This is a genomic window from Pseudomonas sp. BT76 TE3572 (genome assembly GCF_050435365.1).
In the GTDB taxonomy this organism is placed as follows: Bacteria; Pseudomonadota; Gammaproteobacteria; order Pseudomonadales; family Pseudomonadaceae; genus Aquipseudomonas; species Aquipseudomonas fluorescens_W.
In genome coordinates, this window is sequence record NZ_JBNDKE010000001.1 from 2,768,921 (window position 1) to 2,789,941 (window position 21,021).

Genomic DNA, 21,021 nt, shown 5'->3' on the forward strand with positions numbered 1-21,021 from the left:
ATGCTTTCGAATTACCTGGGCGAGTTTCTGGCGCTGGCAACGATCCACTTTCTGGCCGTGGTTGCACCCGGACCGGACTTCGCAGTGACCATCCGTCAAAGTGTGCGCTTCGGTCGACTGGTCGGGATTTGCACGGCGCTGGGCATCGGTGCGGGCATTTCCGTGCACGTGCTTTACACCTTGCTCGGGGTCGGCGCGTTGATGCACACGACGCCTTGGCTGCTGACGGTGGCCAAGGTTGTGGGTGGCGCTTACATTTTGTACCTCGGCGTCAGCCTGCTGCGCAGCAAGCCCAAGACCGTACTGGAAGGCGACAAGCCTGACGAACCGGTCGTAGAACAGACATTGCTGAAGGCATTTACCACCGGTTTCCTGACCAACGCGACCAACCCGAAAGCCACACTGTTTTTCCTGGCGATCTTCACCACCATCATCAGCGCCACAACGCCACTGAAGATCCAGGCGCTTTACGGAATCTGGATGTGTTTTGTGAATGCGCTGTGGTTTGTAATCGTCGCGCTGTTCTTTTCCAGTGCCCGGGTACGGCTGCTGTTTATGCGCATGGGGCACTGGTTTGAACGCACCATGGGGGTGATTCTGATCCTGTTCGCCGGGCGCCTGATTCTGTCGATGTAAAACCTGCGCCCATGCAAAAGGCCCGCTCAGTCGGCTGACGGGCCTTTTTCGTTTCTGCGTCGCTTTTGCATTTCTGTGCGACAGATCTCACTTCTGGTACTCCCGTACTGCTCACTCCTGGTGTTAGTTTGGGAACGTTTTTTTGTCCCATCGATCAGAAACTTCTCATAAACGCCTGCAAAGGAATGCCCCCAGCAATGAATTTTTCTCTCAAGCACCTGGCCGCGACCACCCTGGTACTGGCCGGCCTTTCGTCGCTCACCACGCTCGCGCACGCCAACATCAGCCCGCAACAGAGCGCGACTATCCTCAAGACCTTCAGCGACGCATCGGTAACGGATTTCAGGCAATTCCTGGGAGGCGTGGTCAAGAGTGACCTGGCCAAAACCGCCAACCTCGGCCCGGCCATCAGTGCCTTTCTCGACAACAAAACCCTGTCTGCCGAACAGCAGAACGAGATCAATCGCCTGCTGGGTATTTATGCCCGGGTGAAATATGGCAGCGCGGCCACCGAGACCCTGCGTGAACTGGTGGAAATACCGACCTTCCAAGTGGACGGTGTAGCCCAGCACGACAACCCTGAATTCATCAAGATCGCCGACAAGATCAAGGGCCTGGCCCAGGCCTTCAACCTGAACTTTCGCAACATCGATAACCGCGTCTACGAAATCTCCCTGGAAGGCAGTGGCGATGAAGTCGTGGGCATCCACGCCCATGCCGATGTGGTGCCCGTGACGCCGGAGAACTGGGTCCTGAAGGACGGCACCAAACTCGATCCGTTCAAGGTCACTCTGATCGGCGACCGCATGTATGGCCGGGGCACCGAGGATGATAAAAACGGCATCGTGGTGGCGATGTACGCCATGAAGATCATCAAGGAAGAGAAGCTGCCGCTGGCCAGGAACTTCAAGCTGTTAGTCGACACCACCGAAGAAACCACCGGCGACGCGATCCCTTATTACTTCGAACACAACCCGACACCCAACTACAACCTGGCGCTGGATGGCGGCTATCCGGTGGTGATTGCCGAGAAAGGCTACGGCACAGTCATGGCCAACTTCCCGCGACGTAATGGTCAAGGCAAGGGCGCCGAAATCATCTCGATGACAGGCGGGATGGCCACCAACCAGATTCCTTCTGCTTCGGTGGCCACCCTTGTCACCGACAAGCCCGCCGAACTGGCCGCCAGCCTGCAGAAAGCCGGTTCGGATTATGCCAAGCGCAATGGCGGTAACTTCGAGGTAAACGCCAAGGTCGACGGCAAGGACGTCAAGCTGACCGTCACCGGCGTTTCCGCTCACTCCTCCGAGCCCGAGTCCGGTGTTAACCCAGTGGCCAGGATGCTGGGCTTCATCCATAGCGTTGATGGAAAAGTCGCGCTGAAGCACAACCACATCACTGACGCTGCCCGCTACGCCGCCGACAACTGGGGCCTGGATTACCTGGGTGGCAAATTGGGGGTCGGCTTCTCCGATGCCTTCATGGGCCCGCTGACCACTTCCCTGACTTTTGTCGGGATGGATGACAAAGCCTTCAAGCTCGCGGTCAACCTGCGCGTGCCGAAGGGCGAGTCCCCGGAAGCGCTCAAGGCGAAAATTGCTGAAAAGATTGGCGCCTGGAGCAAGAAGTCCCACGTAGCGGCGACCTTCACCTACTCGATCGCCGAGCCGATGTACCGCAACCCTGAGGGTGAATGGGTCAAGGCCTTGCTGGCGGTGTCCACTGAAAACCTGGATATGGAACACAAGTTCGGCAGCTCCGCCGGCGCAACGTCGGTTCATGAACTGCCCAACGGCGTGCAATTCGGCCTGGCCAGGCCCGAGGTCAAGTACACCGGCCACACCGACAACGAGTTCAAGACCGTCGACCAGTTCCTCCTGGACCTGCAGATCGTGACCGAGATGATGGGGCGCATCGGGCAGTTGCCGAAGCTCTGATCCCTTTCGGACCCGCCATTTTTGGCGGGTCCAACGCTTTGATCGTCTTGATTCCAACTCAAACAAAAAAAGGACCTTAAGGTCCTTTTTCATGGATGACGCACAAACAAAAACGCCGCTCATTGCTGAGCGGCGTTTTTGTTAAATATGGAGCGGGAAACGAGACTCGAACTCGCGACCCCGACCTTGGCAAGGTCGTGCTCTACCAACTGAGCTATTCCCGCAAATGGCGTCCCCTAGGGGACTCGAACCCCTGTTACCGCCGTGAAAGGGCGGTGTCCTAGGCCACTAGACGAAGGGGACACGCTAACTGAAACACATGGTGTGTATTTCAGTGCCCAAATCCGCATCCGAAGATGCTGGTTCTGGTTTCACTCAGCCCTGCCCGAAAGCAACGCTGTTTAAAATTGGAGCGGGAAACGAGACTCGAACTCGCGACCCCGACCTTGGCAAGGTCGTGCTCTACCAACTGAGCTATTCCCGCATTGGCGTCCCCTAGGGGACTCGAACCCCTGTTACCGCCGTGAAAGGGCGGTGTCCTAGGCCACTAGACGAAGGGGACACACGTACAACATTCACTCCCTACCGCGTTTCGCTGTGTGCTTTACGCTGTAAGTGGCGCGCATTCTATGGATGGATTGAGGGGTCGTCAACCCCCAGATATAAATTTATTTAAATCAATGACTTCGCCCTGCTTTGAGACACTAATCCGGCCTTTCCGTCGTCCGGCGTTTGACGCCTATATTCTGACACCCGCCAAGACGTTATAGTCCACCCACGCCAAAGATGATGGCAATGTGCGCCTAGCACGCTATTACTTATATAAGCAGGAACGCGGCCGATACAGGCAGTGCAGTAGCTGATTGAACTCGCTGAGCGGCGCTATGCGTCCCAATGCCAAGCCACTACACTCGCACGCGAACCCCATAAAGAGGTCTTACCGGTGACACCACTCATGATCACCCTGCTAGTCGTAGCCGGGATCGCACTATTGATCGCCATTGGCTACATGAACCATGTGGTGGAAAACAATAAGCTGGAAAAGGCCCGCGCCAAAGTTGAGCTCAACGATCGTCTGCGTCGTTGCGGCGAAATCACCGAGACCTTCCCCGGCCAATTGATGACACCGTCACTCAAGCTGCTGTTGACCCGTCTGGAACTGAACGTCTGCCAACGCCTGCTCAACCTGGAAAAAACCAGCTCCAACCTCAAGGCACGAATTGGCGAACTGAGCGCTCTGGTTGGCCAGGGCGAATCGATCCCGGTCAACAACCCGCCGGCACCGATCCAGACCGAAGCCAAAGCCAAGGACGTACGTTTCCTGCTCGAAGCCCTGCACGGCCAAATCACCCGCGCCGCACAGGACGGCTTCCTGCCGACCAACGAAGCCAAACGCTGGATCCGCGAAGTTCGCCACATCCTGGTCCTGCTGCACATCGAATTCTTCAACAACCTCGGCCAACACGCCCTGCAACAGAACCAGCCCGGCCAGGCCCGCCTGGCATTCGAACGCGGCGTGCAATACCTGCGCAAACAACAGGAACCGCAGGTCTACGCCGAACAACTGGAATACCTGGAAAAACTCCTGGCTCGCGCCAACGCACAAGTCATGGACAACATCGCCCCGGTAGAAGGCGAAGTGAACCAGCTGACCGAAGGCCTCAAAGACGTCGAGGCCGATGCGGACTGGAAGAAAAAAGTGATCTACGACTGATCAGAGAAAGCAGAAAAGCCACCTAAGCAGGTGGCTTTTTTTTTGCGTTGAGTTTGATGGTCGGGTACAGCCAGGACAGAAAGGTCGACTATCAGGCCGCCATCGCAGGCAAGCCAGCTCCCACAGGGGATCGGTGTTCGCCTTTCGCCTTTCGCTTCTCATCACTCAACAGGCCGAGCGTTAGCTCGCCTGCAGCTCTTGATCTGGCTTTTGATTTTGATCTGCCCGCCCCTTCGGGAGGCTGAGTGGAGGTGTTCATCCGGGGAGTGGCGCGCAGCGCCGTTCGACGCAGTCGAACACGCTGCATGTAGGTCGTCGCGAAGCAGACCGGAGGGCAGTGTCCCCGGATGGATACCGGAACGAAGGAACGCCGAGCCTAAGCGAGGGGCCGGACGCTTGGGGCGAGCCTTTTTTTGCTTACTTATTTTTGGCGTTTGAAAAAAAAGTGAGTCGCCGTAAGGGCGAAACCCTAAGTGGCCGGTACCGCAGCAACGGATATGTACTCAATCAACAAAACATAGCTCCCACCTCAAAGCCGAAAGTGCCCCACCATCCCCTTCAACTCAACCCCCAACTGCGCCAACTCAATACTGGAAGCCGCATTCCCCTGCATCGCCAACGAAGACTGATCCGCACTGGCCCGAATACTCGTGACACTGCGATTAATCTCCTCAGCCACCGAACTCTGCTCCTCGGCAGCCGCTGCAATCTGCTGGTTCATCTGCTGAATCAAAGACACTGCCGCCGCAATACTCCCCAGCGCACTCTCAGTCTGCAACGCATCACTCACCGCCAGCTTCACCAGCTCGCCACTGTTCTGAATCTGCTGAACAGAAGACTGAGCCGCCGAGCGCAAGGCACTCACCAGTCGTTCAATCTCCTCAGTCGATTGCTGAGTACGCTTGGCCAGGGCCCGCACTTCATCGGCCACCACCGCAAAGCCCCTGCCCTGCTCGCCGGCTCGAGCCGCCTCGATCGCGGCGTTGAGGGCCAACAGATTGGTCTGCTCTGCCACACTCTTGATGACGCTCAGCACCGTACCGATGTTCTGGATTTCCGCACTCAAACTTTCGATGCTCGAACTGGCCGAGGTGGCTGAATCCGCCAACTGTTCGATCCGCGCCATGCTCTGGCGCACCACCTCCTGACCACTTTCAACCTTGTCGTCCGCTGTCTGCGCCGCCTGAGCGGCCTCCTCCGCGTTGCGCGCAACGTCGTGCACGGTGGCGGTCATCTGATTCATCGCGGTAGCGACCTGTTCGGTTTCTTCCTTCTGGCTGCTGACTTCAAGATTGGTCTGCTCGGTCACCGCCGACAGTGACTGCGCTGAACTGGCCAACTGTTCGATACCCGCCTGCAAACCGCTGACAATGCTGCTAAGCCCCGCGCCCATCTGCTGCATGGCCTGCATCAGCTGCCCGATCTCATCACGACGGGTCACCTCAACCGTCGCACTCAAATCGCCAGAAGCAATCTGTTGAGCAACACGGATCACACTGCGCAGCGGTGCCACGATCAACCGGGTAATCACCCAGGCCGCAATCAGCCCGACCAGCAGCGCCAGCGCCGAGGAACCGATGATCAGCAGCGCGTTCTTTTTCAGCTCCGCCTGCATCGACCGGTCTTCGGCAACATAGGCCTGATCCACCCGCTCCACCACCTGAGCGGCGCGCTGATGGAGTTGCTCAGAGACGGTTTTTTCCTGCGCCAGCAGGCCGGTGTACTCGGCGAGTTTTTCGCTGAATCCGCCAATGTGCCCGACCACCTCATTGAGGACCGTCTGGTAACCCTCATCCTTGACCGTGGTTTTCAGCTGCTCGGCCTGGGCCAGTGCCTGGTCGGCCTGCTCGATCTTGCCCTGCCCTGCACTGTCGTCGCCCTTGCGGCTCAGGTCCAGGCGCACACGCGCTTCGTTCATGGCTTGCAACATCAACCGCGACACCTGGCTGACCTGATTGGCCTGTTCGATGAACTGACCACCGTCCTTGCCTTCGGATTCCTTCAAGGTATAAGCGCCGTCATCGGCCAGCCCGGCCTGCAGCACGTCGAGGTTATTGGCCACGCTGGACACCGACCAACTGGCCATCTCCAGTGCCAGGTCCTTGCCCTGGCTGAGCGAGACGAACTCGTCAAAGGCCTTGCGGTAAGCCCCCAAGGACTGCTCGACGTCATTCATCACCGGCACGTTGGCCGCAGACGCCGCTTTCAGTTGGGTTGCCAAGGCGATCAGGCCGTCAACGCCCTCACGCAGCGCATCAGCGGTTTTCGGGTTGCCGTGCAAGGCGTAATCCTGCTCGATCAGTCTCACCTTGAGCAAACCGCTGTTGAGCGACGACATCTGCTTGAGCCCGTCGAAGCGCTGGCTGATGGTTTGCAGGGACCATACGCCGATGGCCGCCACCAAGGCGGTCAACAGCAGCACCAGTACAAACCCGACACCCAGTTTTTTCGCCATACCGAGGTTGGCAAAACGTCCTTGCACGGCCGAAATCATTGCACTTAGTCCCCTGACATAGTCTGTTGACGCAGATTCGCAACGGGCCTGTATCAACACAAGTCTCCGGCGTCGGAATAATGGCAAAAAGCTACGCTCACGTCGTTTTCAGAACGCTTGAGGTCGATCCAGAGCGGTGGCCTGAAAAAACGCCCGGGCTCGCGGATCACAGGCATAGGCCACATTGATACGCTGCCAGTCACTGGCTTCTGCGGTGGGACTGAATGCCGTCGCAGAAGACAACAGGACACCGAAGCGCTGGGCTTGTTTACGCACCTGAGCGTAGTCGGACATCCGCGATCGCGCCCAGATGAACAGGCCTCCAACCGGCTTGCCGAAAACCTCCCATTCGGCGTCTTCAAGCACTTGCAACGCCGCCTCCCGGTCATTGCTCAAACGCTGGCGCTGGCGCTGGACCAGTTTGCGGTAGGCACCGCTGGCTAAAAGGCTTGCCAGCACCGACTCGCAAAACCGTGAAGCGCCCATGCTGCTGATCATCTTGACCTCGGCCAGCCGCGAAACAACCCCGGCGCTGGCCACTACAAAACCGACCCGCAACGAACTGCTGAGGGTTTTGGAGTAGCTGCCGACGTAGATCACGTTGTCATCGATACCCAACGCAGCGAGGCGCATACCGGGGCCGCTGTGCAAATCCGCGTAGACGTCATCCTCGATAACCAGAACGCCATAGGTTTTGGCCAGTAGCACAACCCGCTGCGCCACCGCCGGCGCCAGGCTGCTGCCAGTGGGATTGTGATAGAAACTATTGATGAAGATCCCGCAGGGCCTGTACTTAACCAGCAGCGCCTCAAGCGCTTCAATATCCGGCCCGTGCGGGGTTCGCGGTACCTCGACCATGCTGACACCGTGCAGCCTGAGCAAATCGAACAGCAAGGAATAACCGGGATTCTCCACCACCACACAATCACCCGGCTTGAACAAGGTCCGCACGATCAGGTCCAGCCCCTGACTGGCCCCCGCCGTTGTCAGGATCCGGCTTTCCTCCACCAGGATATCGAGCTGTTTAAGGCGCTTGCGGATCTGTTGGCGCAAGGCTGGCAGCCCCAGCGGCGTGCTGTAGTTGAACAGGCCGACCATGTCGGTGCGGCTGACCTGGCGGATCGCGTAGCTCAGGTCGTCAGTTTCGCGCCAGCTCTCGGGTAGCCCGCCACACCCCAGTTTGAGTTCGCCCGAAGTGCCACCCTGCTTCCTTTCTGCCCCCTCGAACCAGGGGCAATCCTGTTGCCCCTGAGCGGCCAGCGCTGGCATGGCGACAATGAAACCGGCGCCATGCCGCGACGCCAGCACCCCTTGAGCCACCAGACGCTCACAGGCCTCAACGACGCTGGACTGACTGAGCAAATTGACCCGGGCGATTTGCCGCACAGAAGGCAAACGCGTCCCCGGCGGCACCTCGCCACGGCAAAGCCAGCAGGCTAGCGCGTCGACGATTTGCTGTACGACCGGCACCAATGCCTGTCGATCGATTCTCAACTCCATGAGCAAGCAAACTCCTGTCCGTTTTGCGGGAAACAGTTAATCACAGGAGTGGTCAATCAGCTGTGCGACAACGCCGCTAAAACCATCGGTTCTAACCATTTGAAACACATTGTCCGGTACCTTTGAGGAACCGAAAAAAAACCCGCACAAATGCGGGTTTTTTCCTACGTTGCAGTGCGTGGTTCAGAACGCCGTGACGCCACCGTCCACCGCCAGCGAATGCCCCGTGGTGAACGCAGCGCCGTCGCTGCACAAGTACAGCACCGCACTGGCAATTTCCTCGACCTTGCCGATGCGCCCGACCGGGTGCATGGCATTGGCGAACTCGCCTTTCTTCGGGTCGGCTTCATAGGCACGGCGGAACATGTCGGTGTCGATCACTGCCGGACACACCGCGTTCACGCGAATCTTTTTCTTGGCGTATTCGATGGCTGCCGATTTGGTCAGGCCGATCACCGCGTGTTTCGACGCCGCGTAAATACTCATCTTCGGCGCAGCCCCAAGGCCCGCTACCGATGCGGTGTTGACGATTGCACCGCCGCCCTGGGCCAGCAGCAGTGGCAACTGGTACTTCATGCACAACCAGACGCCTTTGACGTTGACGCCCATGATCGCGTCGAACTCGTCGACCGTGCCTTCGGCCAGTTTGCCTTTCTCGATCTCGATGCCGGCGTTGTTGAAGGCATAGTCGAGACGGCCGTAGGTATTGATCACTTCGTCCATCAGATTTTTTACATCGCTTTCCAGCGTGACGTTGCAGCGCACGAAGGTGGCTTCACCGCCAGCGGTACGAATCAGCGCCACCGTGCCCTCACCACCCACCGAGTCCAGGTCGGCCACTACCACTTTCAAGCCTTCAGCGGCGAACGCCTGGGCAGTCGCGCGGCCAATGCCATTGGCGGCGCCCGTTACAACGGCGACCTGGCCAGAAAACGTCATGCTCATTGTTATGTCCTCGAAGAGAAGGTGCGGGGGATCGCGTGTTCGCAATCTAGCCACAAGGGCCTGCGGCGCGGCAGCACTATCAGAAGGCCGGTTGGGCGCCCATGAGTGACAGTGATAAAACCGCCCGTGTGACTATCACTGCACTGGATCGATATGCATTCGCCGCATCAGCCAAACTTGCGGCATCGATCATGAAGGTCTATCAACAAGTCTTCATTCATCTTGAGTGCCTGTCATGACTACCCAGACCAATCGCCAGTTCCTGCTCGCCAAACGTCCGGTGGGCGCGGCGACCCGCGAGACCTTCACCTATCAAGAAGTACCGGTCGGCGAACCGGCTGCGGGTCAGATCCTGGTCAAAAACGAATACCTGTCCCTGGACCCTGCCATGCGTGGCTGGATGAACGAGGGCAAGTCCTACATCCCGCCGGTCGGTATCGGCGAAGTGATGCGCGCATTGGGCGTAGGCAAAGTCGTTGCCTCGAATAATCCGGGTTTCGCGGTCGGGGACTACGTCAACGGTGCCTTGGGTGTGCAGGATTACTTCCTCGGCGAACCACGAGGCTTCTACAAGGTCGATCCGAAACTGGCGCCTCTGCCGCGCTATCTGTCGGCACTGGGCATGACCGGAATGACCGCCTATTTCGCCCTGCTCGATGTCGGCGCGCCAAAGGCTGGCGACACCGTGGTGCTGTCGGGCGCGGCCGGTGCGGTGGGCAGCATTGCCGGGCAGATTGCCAAGATCAAAGGTTGCCGCGTGATCGGCATTGCCGGGGGCGCGGACAAGTGCCAGTTCCTGATCGACGAACTGGGTTTTGACGGTGCCATCGATTACAAAAACGAAGACGTCCACGCCGGCCTCAAGCGTGAATGTCCGAAAGGGGTCGATGTGTATTTCGATAACGTCGGCGGCGATATCCTCGACGCGGTGTTGAGCCGCCTGGCCCTGAAGGCGCGGGTGGTGATCTGTGGCGCCATCAGCCAGTACAACAACAAGGAAGCGGTCAAGGGCCCGGCCAATTACCTGGCGCTGCTGGTCAACCGCGCACGGATGGAAGGCTTTGTGGTGATGGACTATGCCGCGCAGTTCGCCGCCGCCGGGCAGGAAATGGCCGGATGGATGGCCAAGGGGCAGCTCAAGAGCAAGGAAGACATTGTTGAAGGACTGGAGACGTTCCCGGAGACGCTGATGAAATTGTTCAGCGGCGAGAATTTCGGGAAGTTGGTGTTGAAGGTTTAACCCAGTATTTCAATACACCACAAACCAATGTAGGAGCGAGCCTGCTCGCGATAGCGGTGTATCAGTCAACATAGATGTCGACGGATACACCGCTATCGCGAGCAGGCTCACTCCTACATTTTGGTCTTCAGTGTTTGATCAGGCGAGCTCGGCGACTACGGCGGCCAACGCCTTGGCCGGGTCTGCAGCCTGGCTGATCGGACGGCCAATCACCAGATAATCGGAACCGGCATCCAGCGCCTGACGCGGGGTCAGGATGCGGCGCTGATCGTCCTGGGCACTGCCTGCCGGACGAATCCCCGGGGTCACCAGTTGCAACGACGGGTGCGCCGATTTCAGGGCCTGGGCTTCCAGGGCCGAACAGACCAGACCGTCCATCCCGGCTTTTTCCGCCAACGCGGCCAGGCGCAACACTTGCTCCTGCGGCTCGATATCCAGACCGATACCCGCCAGATCCTCACGCTCCATGCTGGTCAGCACGGTCACGCCGATCAGCAGTGGTTTCGGACCGGTGCGCTGGTCGAGCACTTCGCGGCACGCGGCCATCATGCGCAAACCACCGGAGCAGTGCACATTGACCATCCACACGCCCATCTCGGCAGCCGCCTTGACGGCCATGGCGGTGGTGTTCGGGATGTCATGGAACTTGAGGTCCAGGAACACTTCGAAACCCTTGTCACGCAGGGTGCCAACGATTTCCGAAGCGCAGCTGGTGAACAATTCTTTACCCACTTTGACCCGGCACAGCTTCGGGTCCAACTGATCGGCCAGCTTCAGTGCGGCGTCACGGGTGGGGAAATCCAGGGCGACGATGATAGGAGTCTGGCAGGCGGACATGAGTGGGCTCTCAGGCAGGTCGAAATCGGCGCGCATTGTAGCGGAACCAGCGCCTCTGCGGGACCCGATGATCGGTAATTCGTCGAGGCGGCTCAAGCAAGACTAGTCCTTGCCCTCATTGTGTCGAGTCGGATACACACATGACACGCCTGCAACACCCTTCAACGTTACCTTCGGCAGCCGCAACACGTCCTACAGCACTTCCCGCCTCCGGGCCGGACGCCTATGCTGAAACCACAACCTCGCAGCCCATCTTTGTGGTTGGTAGCCTACCTGGCAGATGAACGCACGCATGCACAACCTCCACGCACCTGTGAACGACGATCAAAAAGCGCCCGGCGACGACAAACGCTGGAGCATTCGCGCCCTGATCGTCGACGATGACGTCCCGATCCGCGAACTGATGATCGACTATCTGGCCCGGTTCAACATTCACGCCAGCGGCGTCACCGATGGCGCCGCGATGCGCCTGGCGCTGCAAGCGGAGCATTTCGACGTGGTGGTGCTCGACCTGATGCTGCCCGGCGAAGACGGTTTGTCGCTGTGCCGCTGGCTACGCGCCGAATCGGACATCCCGATTCTGATGCTCACTGCCCGCTGCGAACCCACCGACCGGATCATCGGCCTGGAGCTGGGCGCCGACGACTACATGGCCAAGCCGTTCGAGCCGCGAGAATTGGTGGCGCGCATCCAGACGATCCTGCGCCGGGTACGCGACGATCGCACTGAACAACGGGCGAACATCCGTTTTGATAACTGGCGCCTGAACAGCGTGCTGCGCCAGTTGATCGCCGCTGATGGCCTGGTGGTGCCGCTGTCCAACGCCGAGTTCCGTTTACTCTGGGTGTTCATCGAACGTCCGCGCCGGGTACTCAGCCGCGAACAACTGCTGGACGCCGCTCGCGGTCGCTCGATCGAAGCCTTTGATCGCAGCATCGACTTGCTGGTCTCGCGTCTGCGCCAGAAACTCGGTGATGACCCGAAAGCGCCGCAGTTGATCAAAACCGTTCGCGGTGAGGGTTATCTGTTCGACGCCCGAGACATCGGCTGATGCGTGTGCGCTTCGATACGCTCTTCGGCCGCCTGTTTGGCATGTTGCTGGTGGCGATCATCCTGGCGCACGTGTTGGCATTTTTCTGGTTTCACTATTACGGCCCGCCACCGCCCCCTCCGCCGCCGGGGTTTTCCGAAAACTTCGACGGACAGCGCCCGCCGATGGACCCGCGCTTCGGAAATCGGCCACCGCGGCCGTGGTTCGGCGGCCCCTTGGTGCCACTGACCTTTCAACTGGTCTCGCTGATCATCGCCGCCTGGTACGGCGCCAAACTGCTGAGCCGGCCGATCCAGCGCCTGAGCGATGCGGCCGAACGACTGAGCGAAAACCTCGACAGCCCGCCTCTGGATGAGTCCGGCCCACGGGAAGCCAGGCAAGCGGCGCACACCTTCAACAAGATGCAGCAACGCATTCGTGAACAAGTGCAGCAACGTTCGCGGATGCTGGGCGCCGTCTCCCACGACCTGCGCACGCCGCTGTCGCGGCTCAAGCTGCGGCTGGAGCAGATCGACGACAACAAACTGCAAGGCCAGATGCGACAGGATCTGGACGACATGATCGGCATGCTCGACGCCACGCTCACTTACCTGCACGAGCAGCGCACCAGTGAGGTCCTGCAGTGGATGGACGTGCAGGCGCTGGTCGAATCCCTCAGTGAAAACGCCCAGGACCAGGGCGCCGATGTGCTCACCAGCGGCCACTGCGCGCCGCTGCAAGTGCAGCCGATGGCCTTGCGTTCGTGCATCAACAACCTGCTGGACAATGCCCTTCGCTATGCCGGGCAGGCCATGATTACGCTTGAAGACACCCGCGAAAACCTGGTGATCCGGGTTATCGATCATGGGCCGGGTATTGCGGCGGATAAACGTGAAGCCGTGTTCGAGCCGTTCTTTCGTCTGGAAGGATCGCGCAACCGCAACTCCGGTGGCGTCGGACTGGGCATGACCATCGCCCGCGAAGCCGCCGAACGCCTGGGTGGACAGTTGAGCCTTGAAGAAACGCCTGGTGGTGGCCTGACAGCAGTGATTCGCCTGCCCCGAGCCTGATTACCCGCACTGTGTACCGCTCGGTACAAACCTCACATACCCACGACAACTTGCCCCTTGAGGCTGCATAAGCCGGTACACCCACCGGCTATCCATTCCAAGGAGTGAGCGCAATGATTGGTAGCGTCAGCAGTTACACGAGCTATACCAGCACCAGCAGCACCACGACCAGCACCGCCCGCAGTCAGCAGTTTCAGAAAGAGCTGCTCGCCAAACTCGACGGCAACAGCGACGGCGCGGTGGATCAGGATGAACTCAAGAGCGCCCTGTCGCAGAAAACCGACGACGGTCTGCTGGTCAGCCTGAGCAAGAATTTCGCCGACCTGGACAGCGACGACAGCGGCAGCCTGAGCGGTGAAGAGATGGCCGCGATGGCCCCTCCGCCGCCACCACCACGGGACCAGGCACCGAACACCGAACTGGCTGACGCGCTGATCAGCGCCCTGGACGCCGACGGTGACGGCGCCATCAGCAGTGATGAACTGAGCAACGGCCTGGCCAGCGCCGGCAGCAGCGCCGGCAGCACCTCATCGACCAGCACCGATACCAGCGCCGCGTTGCTCAAAGTGCTGGATAGCGACAGCAGTGGCGGCGTCAGTAGCGACGAGTTGAACGTAGCGTTGCAAGCAGGCCGCGAGCGAAACACCGACAGCTCCACCGATCAGTCGAACGTGACCGAAGCCCTGAGCAAAATGATCGCCAACCTGAGCAAGCAGTACTCGCTCGACAACGTGGCGACTGTGGGCAAATACCTGAACGAGGCCACTTAAGTCAAAAGCCCACTGACCTTCACAGGTTCAGTGGGAACGATCAAGGCCGGCGATCCTCAACCCGAGCCTGACTCTTGCTCCAGTCATTCAGCAGGCTGTAGGCCACCGCCAGCAACGTCGGGCCGATGAACAAGCCAATAAACCCGAAGGCAATCAACCCGCCAAACACCCCGAGCAGAACAATCACCAACGGCAAATTCCCGCCCCGGCTGATCAGGTACGGTTTGAGCACGTTGTCGACGCCGCTGATGATGAACATCCCCCAAATTCCGAGAAACACCGCCATCCCGTACTCACCCTTCCAGGCCAGCCAGGCCGTGGCCGGAATCCACACCAGCGGCGGCCCCATCGGAATCAGGCTCAGCAAAAACGTGACGATCCCCAGCACCAGCGCCCCAGGCACCCCGGCAATCAAAAACCCGATCAACGCCAGAACCGCCTGGGCCGCCGCCGTCCCGATCACGCCGTTCACCACCCGCTGCACCGTGCCCGCCACCAATTCAATGTAATACCCGGCTCGGTCACCAATCAGACGTTCCAGCAACCCGTGAACAAACGCCGCCAGACGCGGCCCGTCACGGTAGAAAAAGAACACGAAGACGATACTCAACGTCAGCTCGAGTATCCCGCCGCCAATCTGCGCGCTACGCGCCAGCAGCCAATTGCCGACCTGGCCCAGATAAGGTTTGACCGCCAGCATCAGCGCCGCGCCCTGCTGATCGATGCTGTTCCAGACCCCGACCAACCGCTCGCCCACCAAGGGAATACTGCCCAGCCAGGTCGGCGCTTCCGGCAGCCCGTCGACCTGCACATCCTTGATGAACGCCGTGGCATCGCGCACATGGTCCGCGAGGTTGAACCCCAGCCAGACCAATGGCAACGCCACCAGCAACATCCAGCCCAGCGTCAGCACGGCGGCCGCCAGAGATTCGCGACCATTGAGCAAACGCGTCAGCAAACGCATCAGTGGCCAACTGGCAAACGCCAGCACCGCGCCCCAGAACAGCGCCGACCAGAACGGCGCCATCACCCAGAAGCTCGCGCCAAACAGCACCAGGAGCAGGATCTGCACCAACAGCCGATCGTTATTGATCATCTAAATCTCGAAAAAAGTCAGTCCGCAAAAAAGTAGGCGAACGCAGCGTGTACGTTCACCTGATAAAGCTTACCGCAACAGTTCGATGTGCAAGCCAGCGCCGTCGACGCTACCCGCTTCCATCCTGGCGGTACGCACACCCTGCCCGATCAGTGCCTGACGCCAGGCTTCGGCCTTCGGCCCGGAAACACTGACCCGCAACGTGGTGTCCAGATTCAGCCCACGGGAGATCAGGCGCAGCCAGGTATCGTCAGGATCGCCGGTCAATTTGGGAAAATCGAGCTCACCGGTGCTTTTGAGCTCTCGAAGCAAGGTTGCAGAAGTCGGCAGCAAATCACCCAGCGGCGCGGCGGCGTCAAACTGTTCGACGTGCAGATACGCTTTGCGATTGCCGCGCGTGATGCTGTAAAGCGCCACCAGCGTGTTGTCCTGTGGGGCCGCCAGGCGCAACAGCAAGAACGCTTGCTGATCATCAGCGCCATACAGCTTGGCATTGCCGAAGACATCATTGGCCCACAGGCTGCTTTCGCCGCAATCACGGGCCTGGCACCAGAACAGCAACTGGGCATCCTGCTTCTGCAAGGCTTCACGAGCGGCGGTGAAGGCCTCGGTGGAGGAATGCTCCGGTGGCAACTCGTAGGTCACCGACGTGGTTTTCCCCCGGGCACCGACCTGGCCGTCAAAGCGTAACTGGCCGCTGATTTTGCGGATCGAGCCCAGTGGATAGATCCGCTCAAGTTCGGCGACCGGACGATAGTCGACGATCTGCGCATCGGCCATACGCGGGACGATCGGCAAGTCCTGACTGCCCGGGATATCGGCGGCAAACAACAGGGGACTGAAACAACACAGCGCCAGCAGACTGAGTGAACGCATGGATAGACTCATCGGATCAGCATGGCCTGGGCACCCTTGATGATACTGGCGTCATCGATGCGCTCAGGCACCAGCAAACCACGCTGTACCGCCGGACGCGCCTCCATGGTTGCCATCCAGCGCTGCAAGGCCGACAAACCGTCGACCTCGACACCCGACCACTCATAGCCACGGACCCACGGATAAGTGGCGATGTCGGCAATGCTGTACTCACCGCCCAGAAACTCCACGGTTTGCAGGCGCGTGTCGAGCACTTCATAGAGGCGGCGGGTTTCATGTTGATAGCGGTCGATGGCGCCTTGGAGCTTCTCCGGGAAATAACGGAAAAACACGTTGGCCTGACCCTGCATCGGGCCGATTCCCCCCATCTGGAACATCAGCCATTGCAGGACCACTGAACGCCCCTTGGGGTCTTTTGGCAGCAGTTTGCCGCTCAGTTCAGCCAGGTAAATCAGGATCGCGCCGGATTCAAACACGGCGAAATCGCCGTTGGCGCGGTCGACAATCGCCGGAATCCGGCCATTGGGATTGATCTTGAGGAAGTCCTCGGACTTCTGTTCCTTTTTGTCGAAACTCAAGGCGTGCACCGTGTAGGGCAGGCCGAGTTCCTCGAGCACGATAGAGACCTTGTGGCCATTCGGGGTCGCAGCGGTGTAGAGATCTATCATGGTTGTCTCCCATTTCAACCCGCCCAGCCTCGACAGTTGCCCGGCGCAAGTCAAGGAACGGCGAAGAACCGATTGAAACAGTCTGCGACAAGGTCGGCGCCGGGTTCGTCATTCAGGTGTAAATGATGGCCGCCAGGCAGCTGTTCACGGCTAAAGGGTAGACGCTCCAGCAACTCGGGATGTTTGGCGAGCATGCCGTCGGCAGCCACCACCAGTTTTGCAGGACAACTGACTCGCAGGACGAAGGCCATCGCCTGTTCGGTGGTCAGACGTAGCGGCGACGGTAAGGTCAGGCGGTTATCGGTGCGCCAGGTATAACCGCCCGGCACCGGCATCAATCCACGTTGGGCCAGCAGTTCTGCGGCTTCGCGACTGACAGCGACCAAGCCTTTCATGCGCGCCTCGATGGCCCGGTCGAGGGTGTTGTAGACCGGTTTGCGCTTCTCCCGCAAATCCAGCTGCGCTTGCAGGGCCATGCCCATCCGTTCGGCAGCGTTTTCGCCTTTGTCTGTAGGAGGAATGACGCCGTCGATCAACGCCAGGTGGGTCACGCGTTCCGGCAACGAACCGGCCAGCACCAGCGAAACGATCGCCCCCATGGAATGCCCCAGCAGGCCAAAGCGCTTCCAGCCCAATTGCTCGGCCACTTGCAGCACGTCATGGGCGTAGTCCCACAGCGCGTAACCGGCACCGGTCGGCCGATGCCCGGAATGACCGTGACCGGCCATGTCCAGCGCGATGATGCGCAAGCCTTTGAGCTTCGGCGCCAGCCGGGCGAAGCTGTTGGCGTTGTCCAGCCAGCCATGCAAGGCGATCACCGGCATGCCGTCTTCGGGGCCGAACAAATGCGCTGCCAACTCGATATGCGGCAGGCTCAGGCGAACTTCTTCAACGAAGTTGCTCATGCGCAATCCTGTTGGCGGCGACCGTCCCAACGGCTGAGCAGGTTCTTCAGCAGCGTAGCCGTGTCCTGGGGACGTTCGAGGGGAAACATGTGGCCGCCAGGCATGGTCAGGGACTCGCCCAGCGGCAAGCGCCCCACAAGGCTTGCGTGATGACGCATCACCACCCGACTATTGTGCCCCCGAACCACCGCCAGCGGCACTTTCAATTGCCGTGTGCGACCGGGACTGGTGTGCGGCACGCCACGGTAGATACTGATTTCCGTGGCCGGGTCGAAGCGCAGGCGCAGCCTGTCGCCCACCTTGTGCAAGCCGTGTTGCAGGTAAGCGTCGAAGCATTCCGGGTCGAAACTGCGAAACAGGGTTTTGCCAGCGAAATAGAGTCGGGCCGCTTCCAGATCGGTGAACTCTTCCCGACGTCCCAACGTACGACCGGCCGGGGTCAGGCGATCGATGAAACCGAAACGTTTGGCGGCGCGGATCACCCATTGATCAGCGCGGGTCAGCACCGGCGAATCAAGCATCACCACGCCGCGATAGAGCTCGGGGCACCGCAACGCCGCGTGCAGATGCAGCACGCCACCGAAGGAATGGCCGACGCCCCATACCGGTTCCGGTTGCTGCTTGAGGTGATGAATCAGCTCGTCGACCAGGTTGTACCAGTTGTCGTCCGCCGGAAAACGCGGGTCGTGGGCGTGCTGCTGCAGATGCGTCACCTGATACTCGGGCGCCAGCGCCGCGAACAACTTGCCGTAGGTGCCCGAGGGAAAGCCGTTGGCGTGGGCGAAAAATATCTGTTGCGACATACCGGTGATCCATCAACGAGAACAAGGGTTGATTGTCCGTAAGACGACGTCCTACAGCAATGACCGTAAGTGCCAGGAATGATGACAGTCCGGTCAAGGGAATGGCGTGTAAGATGAATACACCCCTCATCGGAACGCCGCCCGCCCATCCCTCTCCCCACGGGGGAGAGGGGGAAAGGGAGCAAATCGGGGGCTTTTCCAGACCGGAGTTCGGCTCGGACTTTCAGGTCGATGTAGCTCGAAAGAACACCTCGTTCAGTCCCCTCGCCCCCTTGGGGAGAGGGTTAGGGTGAGGGGCAGATCTAATTGAAGAAACACACCCTCAGCGGGCAGGCGGATTCTCACCCAATGGCACTACCGCCATGGTCAACCGCGACACACAACTGGCCTTCCCCTCATCGCTGGTCAAACGGATATCCCAGACATGCGTCGTGCGGCCAATGTGAATGGGCTTGGCCACCGCCGTGACCCGCCCACTGCGCAAGCCGCGCAAATGGTTGGCGTTGATTTCCAGCCCCACGCAGTAAAACTTGCTGGCGTCGATGCACAGGTAACTGGCCATCGAGCCGACCGTTTCGGCCAGCACCACCGAGGCGCCGCCGTGCAGCAAGCCGTAAGGCTGGTGAGTGCGATGGTCGATGACCATGCTCGCAGTCAGGGACTCGTCGTCGAAGGCTTCGAAGCGAATATCCAGTATTTCGCCGATGGTGTTTTTCTGGATTGCGTTCAGCTGCTCAATGTTGGGATTGGTACGCCACAAGCTCATTGCAGACATCCTTTGTTGGTTTTATTCGTGACTCAATCCTGCCACAGCACCGCTTCGCTGCGCTCGCTCCATTCTTCGAAACGGGCACCGTAGGCGGCTTCGATCACGTTGCGCTTGATCTTCAGGGTCGGCGTCAGGAAGCCGTTTTCCACCGCCCAACTGTCCTTGACCACCACCAATCGACGCAAGCGTTCGTGCTTGTCGAGGACGCCGTTAACCTCCTCCAGAAGTTTTTCCAGGCTTGAATGCAGGCCCGCCCTCGCCGTTCCGCTGGCGTCCTGCTGACCGACCGCCGAGAGCACGCACAAACCCAGCGGCGCACTCAGGCCATCGCCCACCACGCACACCTGCTCGATGCGCGAATGCTCCGCCAGACGATTCTCGATCGGTGCCGGAGCGACGTATTTGCCTTTGCTGGTCTTGAATATTTCCTTCAATCGCCCGGTCAGGCGCAGGTTGCCTTCGGCGTCTTGCTCGCCCTTGTCGCCGGTGCGCAGGAAGCCGTCCTCGGTGATGGTTTCGGCGGTTTTCTCAGGCTCCTTGAAATACCCGAGCATGGTCGCACCGCTACGCACCATGACCTCGCCCGACTCAGCGATCCGCACCTCGACCTCCGGGCAGGGCTTGCCGATCCAGCCAGGTTTGTTCTGGCCCGGCAGGCCAACGTGCGAATAGCCGCAGCTTTCGGTCATGCCGTAGACCTCCAACACATCCAGGCCCAGTTTGCGGTACCACAGCAGCAAGGTCTGCGGCACTGGCGCGGCGCCGGACAAAGCAATGCGCAAGGCATCCAGCCCGAGCCCGACCAGGACTTTGTGGCCGACCCGCTTGCCGATGATCGGCAGACTGAGCAGGAAGTCGAGGCGCTTTGCCGGGATCTTGCTGTACACGCCCATCTGGAATTTGGTCCAGATCCGCGGCACGCCGAACAGCGCGGTCGGTCGTGCACGGCGCAAATCGGCCAGGAAGGTGTCGAGACTCTCGGCAAAAAACACCGTTTGCCCGGTGTAGATCGACGCCAGTTCAACGAACATCCGCTCGGCGACATGGCACAGTGGCAGGTAGGACAGCAGCCGATCCGACTCATTCAAGCCAAACAACTGCGTGCCGCGAGTGGTGGCAAAACCCAGATTGGCGAAACTGTGCATCACGCCTTTGGGCATGCCGGTGGTGCCGGAGGTGTAAATGATGGTCGCCAACTGGTCGGCGGATGGCTTGGGATCATCCTGGATCGGTGAGCTTTTTTGCAGGTCGGTCCAGCTGAAATCGAAAGTACCAGGTGGATGTAACGGCAGACTGATCGTTGGCAAATCAGGGCTGACCCCGCGAGACATTCCAGGCCAGTCATCGAGTTTGCCGATGAACACCAGCGCCGCTTCGGAATGTTCAAGTACCTGGGCCACGGTCTCGGCGGTGAGGTTCGGGTAGAGCGGCACCGACACATGGCCGGCCATCCAGATCGCCAGGTCGGCGATGATCCAGTGCGCGCAGTTTTTCGAGATCAGGGCGATGTGGCTGCCTTGGGGCAGTTCGCGTGCGCGCAGCCAATGCGCGGCGCAACGCGCCTGATGCCCGACGTCTTCCCAGGTCAGCGTTTCGACCTGGCCGCCGCCCACGGGCTGGACCAGAAAGCGTTGGCGGGGATGACGGGCCTCACGCTCGTAGAAGACGTCCAGCGGCAAACGAAAAGCAGCAGGCATGCGACTCGCTCCTTTATTTCTGGTCTGGAGCAAG

The 21,021-nt window shown here is 59.8% G+C and carries 18 protein-coding genes, 4 tRNA genes and 1 pseudogene; 7 read left to right on the forward strand and 16 right to left on the reverse strand.

Going from position 1 to position 21,021, the window contains the following annotated elements; all coding sequences use genetic code 11:
• Together ABH912_RS12710 and ABH912_RS12715 are read left to right on the forward strand one after the other, a co-directional pair.
• Window positions 1-636 (forward strand): LysE family translocator, encoded by a 636-nt coding sequence (locus tag ABH912_RS12710; RefSeq protein ID WP_033056907.1) that lies wholly within the window; start codon window positions 1-3, stop codon window positions 634-636.
• 197 nt (window positions 637-833) lie between these two features.
• Window positions 834-2,573 (forward strand): dipeptidase, encoded by a 1,740-nt coding sequence (locus ABH912_RS12715; protein WP_033056905.1) that lies wholly within the window; start codon window positions 834-836, stop codon window positions 2,571-2,573.
• 148 nt (window positions 2,574-2,721) lie between these two features.
• On the opposite strand, the gene ABH912_RS12720 is transcribed toward ABH912_RS12715, so the two are convergent.
• The 4 genes from ABH912_RS12720 to ABH912_RS12735 form a co-directional block, all read right to left on the reverse strand.
• A tRNA-Gly gene (locus tag ABH912_RS12720) sits at window positions 2,722-2,797 on the reverse strand.
• Window positions 2,798-2,800: 3 nt separating this feature from the next.
• Window positions 2,801-2,876, reverse strand: a tRNA-Glu gene (locus ABH912_RS12725).
• A 105-nt stretch (window positions 2,877-2,981) separates the two neighbouring features.
• Window positions 2,982-3,057: transfer RNA gene (locus ABH912_RS12730), tRNA-Gly, on the reverse strand.
• 2 nt (window positions 3,058-3,059) lie between these two features.
• Window positions 3,060-3,135, reverse strand: a tRNA-Glu gene (locus ABH912_RS12735).
• 393 nt (window positions 3,136-3,528) lie between these two features.
• Here ABH912_RS12735 and ABH912_RS12740 point away from each other — a divergent pair.
• Window positions 3,529-4,287 carry a hypothetical protein gene (locus ABH912_RS12740; protein WP_429510818.1) on the forward strand — a complete coding sequence of 253 codons (759 nt, stop codon included), beginning with the start codon at window positions 3,529-3,531 and terminating at the stop codon, window positions 4,285-4,287.
• A 529-nt stretch (window positions 4,288-4,816) separates the two neighbouring features.
• Here ABH912_RS12740 and ABH912_RS12745 read toward each other — a convergent pair.
• The 4 genes and pseudogenes from ABH912_RS12745 to ABH912_RS12760 form a co-directional block, all read right to left on the reverse strand.
• On the reverse strand, window positions 4,817-5,698 hold the full coding sequence (locus ABH912_RS12745; RefSeq protein WP_429513097.1) for a methyl-accepting chemotaxis protein: 882 nt from the start codon (window positions 5,696-5,698) through the stop codon (window positions 4,817-4,819).
• A pseudogene (locus ABH912_RS12750) lies at window positions 5,678-6,781 on the reverse strand (HAMP domain-containing protein); the annotation flags it as partial. The gene ABH912_RS12745 and the pseudogene ABH912_RS12750, both read right to left, overlap by 21 nt.
• 108 nt (window positions 6,782-6,889) lie before the next feature.
• Entirely contained in the window at window positions 6,890-8,281 is a 1,392-nt protein-coding gene (locus ABH912_RS12755; protein ID WP_429510819.1) for a PLP-dependent aminotransferase family protein, read from the reverse strand.
• Window positions 8,282-8,464: 183 nt separating this feature from the next.
• Window positions 8,465-9,226, reverse strand: coding sequence for an SDR family oxidoreductase (locus ABH912_RS12760; RefSeq protein WP_429510820.1), 762 nt, complete (start codon window positions 9,224-9,226; stop codon window positions 8,465-8,467).
• Window positions 9,227-9,461: 235 nt separating this feature from the next.
• On the opposite strand from ABH912_RS12760, the gene ABH912_RS12765 reads away from it, so the two are divergent.
• Window positions 9,462-10,466, forward strand: coding sequence for an NADP-dependent oxidoreductase (locus ABH912_RS12765; RefSeq protein WP_429510821.1), 1,005 nt, complete (start codon window positions 9,462-9,464; stop codon window positions 10,464-10,466).
• Between the two features lie 138 nt (window positions 10,467-10,604).
• Here the strand turns inward: ABH912_RS12765 and pyrF are convergent, their stop codons facing one another.
• Window positions 10,605-11,303 carry an orotidine-5'-phosphate decarboxylase gene (gene pyrF / locus ABH912_RS12770; RefSeq protein ID WP_008148060.1) on the reverse strand — a complete coding sequence of 233 codons (699 nt, stop codon included), beginning with the start codon at window positions 11,301-11,303 and terminating at the stop codon, window positions 10,605-10,607.
• Window positions 11,304-11,595: 292 nt separating this feature from the next.
• Between pyrF and ABH912_RS12775 the strand changes: the two genes are divergently transcribed.
• The 3 genes from ABH912_RS12775 (at window position 11,596) to xopAW (ending at window position 14,173) form a co-directional block, all read left to right on the forward strand.
• Window positions 11,596-12,354, forward strand: coding sequence for a response regulator (locus ABH912_RS12775; protein ID WP_033053235.1), 759 nt, complete (start codon window positions 11,596-11,598; stop codon window positions 12,352-12,354).
• A complete protein-coding gene (locus tag ABH912_RS12780) occupies window positions 12,354-13,403 on the forward strand; it encodes a sensor histidine kinase (protein ID WP_033056898.1) in 1,050 nt (349 codons plus the stop codon). The genes ABH912_RS12775 and ABH912_RS12780 overlap by 1 nt, the downstream gene beginning before the upstream one ends.
• 113 nt (window positions 13,404-13,516) lie before the next feature.
• Window positions 13,517-14,173: a XopAW family type III secretion system calcium-binding effector gene (xopAW, locus tag ABH912_RS12785; protein WP_429510822.1), complete on the forward strand. Its 657-nt coding sequence runs from the start codon at window positions 13,517-13,519 to the stop codon at window positions 14,171-14,173.
• Window positions 14,174-14,213: 40 nt separating this feature from the next.
• Here the strand turns inward: xopAW and ABH912_RS12790 are convergent, their stop codons facing one another.
• The 7 genes from ABH912_RS12790 to ABH912_RS12820 form a co-directional block, all read right to left on the reverse strand.
• Complete coding sequence (locus ABH912_RS12790) at window positions 14,214-15,269, reverse strand: AI-2E family transporter (RefSeq protein WP_033056895.1); 1,056 nt, start codon at window positions 15,267-15,269, stop codon at window positions 14,214-14,216.
• A gap of 69 nt (window positions 15,270-15,338) precedes the next feature.
• Complete coding sequence (locus ABH912_RS12795) at window positions 15,339-16,145, reverse strand: DUF4892 domain-containing protein (RefSeq protein ID WP_429510823.1); 807 nt, start codon at window positions 16,143-16,145, stop codon at window positions 15,339-15,341.
• An 8-nt stretch (window positions 16,146-16,153) separates the two neighbouring features.
• The gene (locus ABH912_RS12800) at window positions 16,154-16,813 is read right to left on the reverse strand and encodes a glutathione S-transferase family protein (protein ID WP_033056891.1); all 660 of its coding nucleotides are present in this window, start codon (window positions 16,811-16,813) and stop codon (window positions 16,154-16,156) included.
• Between the two features lie 50 nt (window positions 16,814-16,863).
• Window positions 16,864-17,718, reverse strand: a complete 855-nt coding sequence (locus tag ABH912_RS12805; RefSeq protein WP_033056889.1) for an alpha/beta hydrolase — start codon at window positions 17,716-17,718, stop codon at window positions 16,864-16,866.
• On the reverse strand, window positions 17,715-18,521 hold the full coding sequence (locus tag ABH912_RS12810) for an alpha/beta fold hydrolase (RefSeq protein WP_033056887.1): 807 nt from the start codon (window positions 18,519-18,521) through the stop codon (window positions 17,715-17,717). Before ABH912_RS12810 ends, ABH912_RS12805 begins: the two co-directional genes overlap by 4 nt.
• Window positions 18,522-18,843: 322 nt before the next feature.
• Window positions 18,844-19,287 (reverse strand): hotdog fold thioesterase, encoded by a 444-nt coding sequence (locus ABH912_RS12815; RefSeq protein ID WP_033056885.1) that lies wholly within the window; start codon window positions 19,285-19,287, stop codon window positions 18,844-18,846.
• 32 nt (window positions 19,288-19,319) lie between these two features.
• Entirely contained in the window at window positions 19,320-20,987 is a 1,668-nt protein-coding gene (locus tag ABH912_RS12820; protein ID WP_429510824.1) for an AMP-binding protein, read from the reverse strand.
• Between the last annotated feature and the right edge of the window lie 34 nt (window positions 20,988-21,021).

What these genes read in the sequence shown, in the direction of transcription:
- ABH912_RS12755 (WP_429510819.1), bottom strand. Translation starts at nt 8,281, where the DNA reads ATGGAGTTGAGAATCGATCGACAGGCATTGGTGCCGGTCGTACAGCAA.
- ABH912_RS12715 (WP_033056905.1), top strand. Translation starts at nt 834, where the DNA reads ATGAATTTTTCTCTCAAGCACCTGGCCGCGACCACCCTGGTACTGGCC.
- ABH912_RS12775 (WP_033053235.1), top strand. Translation starts at nt 11,596, where the DNA reads ATGCACAACCTCCACGCACCTGTGAACGACGATCAAAAAGCGCCCGGC.
- ABH912_RS12800 (WP_033056891.1), bottom strand. Translation starts at nt 16,813, where the DNA reads ATGATAGATCTCTACACCGCTGCGACCCCGAATGGCCACAAGGTCTCT.
- ABH912_RS12810 (WP_033056887.1), bottom strand. Translation starts at nt 18,521, where the DNA reads ATGTCGCAACAGATATTTTTCGCCCACGCCAACGGCTTTCCCTCGGGC.
- ABH912_RS12740 (WP_429510818.1), top strand. Translation starts at nt 3,529, where the DNA reads ATGATCACCCTGCTAGTCGTAGCCGGGATCGCACTATTGATCGCCATT.
- ABH912_RS12805 (WP_033056889.1), bottom strand. Translation starts at nt 17,718, where the DNA reads ATGAGCAACTTCGTTGAAGAAGTTCGCCTGAGCCTGCCGCATATCGAG.
- xopAW (WP_429510822.1), top strand. Translation starts at nt 13,517, where the DNA reads ATGATTGGTAGCGTCAGCAGTTACACGAGCTATACCAGCACCAGCAGC.
- ABH912_RS12815 (WP_033056885.1), bottom strand. Translation starts at nt 19,287, where the DNA reads ATGAGCTTGTGGCGTACCAATCCCAACATTGAGCAGCTGAACGCAATC.
- pyrF (WP_008148060.1), bottom strand. Translation starts at nt 11,303, where the DNA reads ATGTCCGCCTGCCAGACTCCTATCATCGTCGCCCTGGATTTCCCCACC.
- ABH912_RS12765 (WP_429510821.1), top strand. Translation starts at nt 9,462, where the DNA reads ATGACTACCCAGACCAATCGCCAGTTCCTGCTCGCCAAACGTCCGGTG.
- ABH912_RS12795 (WP_429510823.1), bottom strand. Translation starts at nt 16,145, where the DNA reads ATGCGTTCACTCAGTCTGCTGGCGCTGTGTTGTTTCAGTCCCCTGTTG.
- ABH912_RS12790 (WP_033056895.1), bottom strand. Translation starts at nt 15,269, where the DNA reads ATGATCAATAACGATCGGCTGTTGGTGCAGATCCTGCTCCTGGTGCTG.
- ABH912_RS12710 (WP_033056907.1), top strand. Translation starts at nt 1, where the DNA reads ATGCTTTCGAATTACCTGGGCGAGTTTCTGGCGCTGGCAACGATCCAC.
- ABH912_RS12760 (WP_429510820.1), bottom strand. Translation starts at nt 9,226, where the DNA reads ATGAGCATGACGTTTTCTGGCCAGGTCGCCGTTGTAACGGGCGCCGCC.
- ABH912_RS12780 (WP_033056898.1), top strand. Translation starts at nt 12,354, where the DNA reads ATGCGTGTGCGCTTCGATACGCTCTTCGGCCGCCTGTTTGGCATGTTG.
- ABH912_RS12745 (WP_429513097.1), bottom strand. Translation starts at nt 5,698, where the DNA reads ATGCAGGCCATGCAGCAGATGGGCGCGGGGCTTAGCAGCATTGTCAGC.
- ABH912_RS12820 (WP_429510824.1), bottom strand. Translation starts at nt 20,987, where the DNA reads ATGCCTGCTGCTTTTCGTTTGCCGCTGGACGTCTTCTACGAGCGTGAG.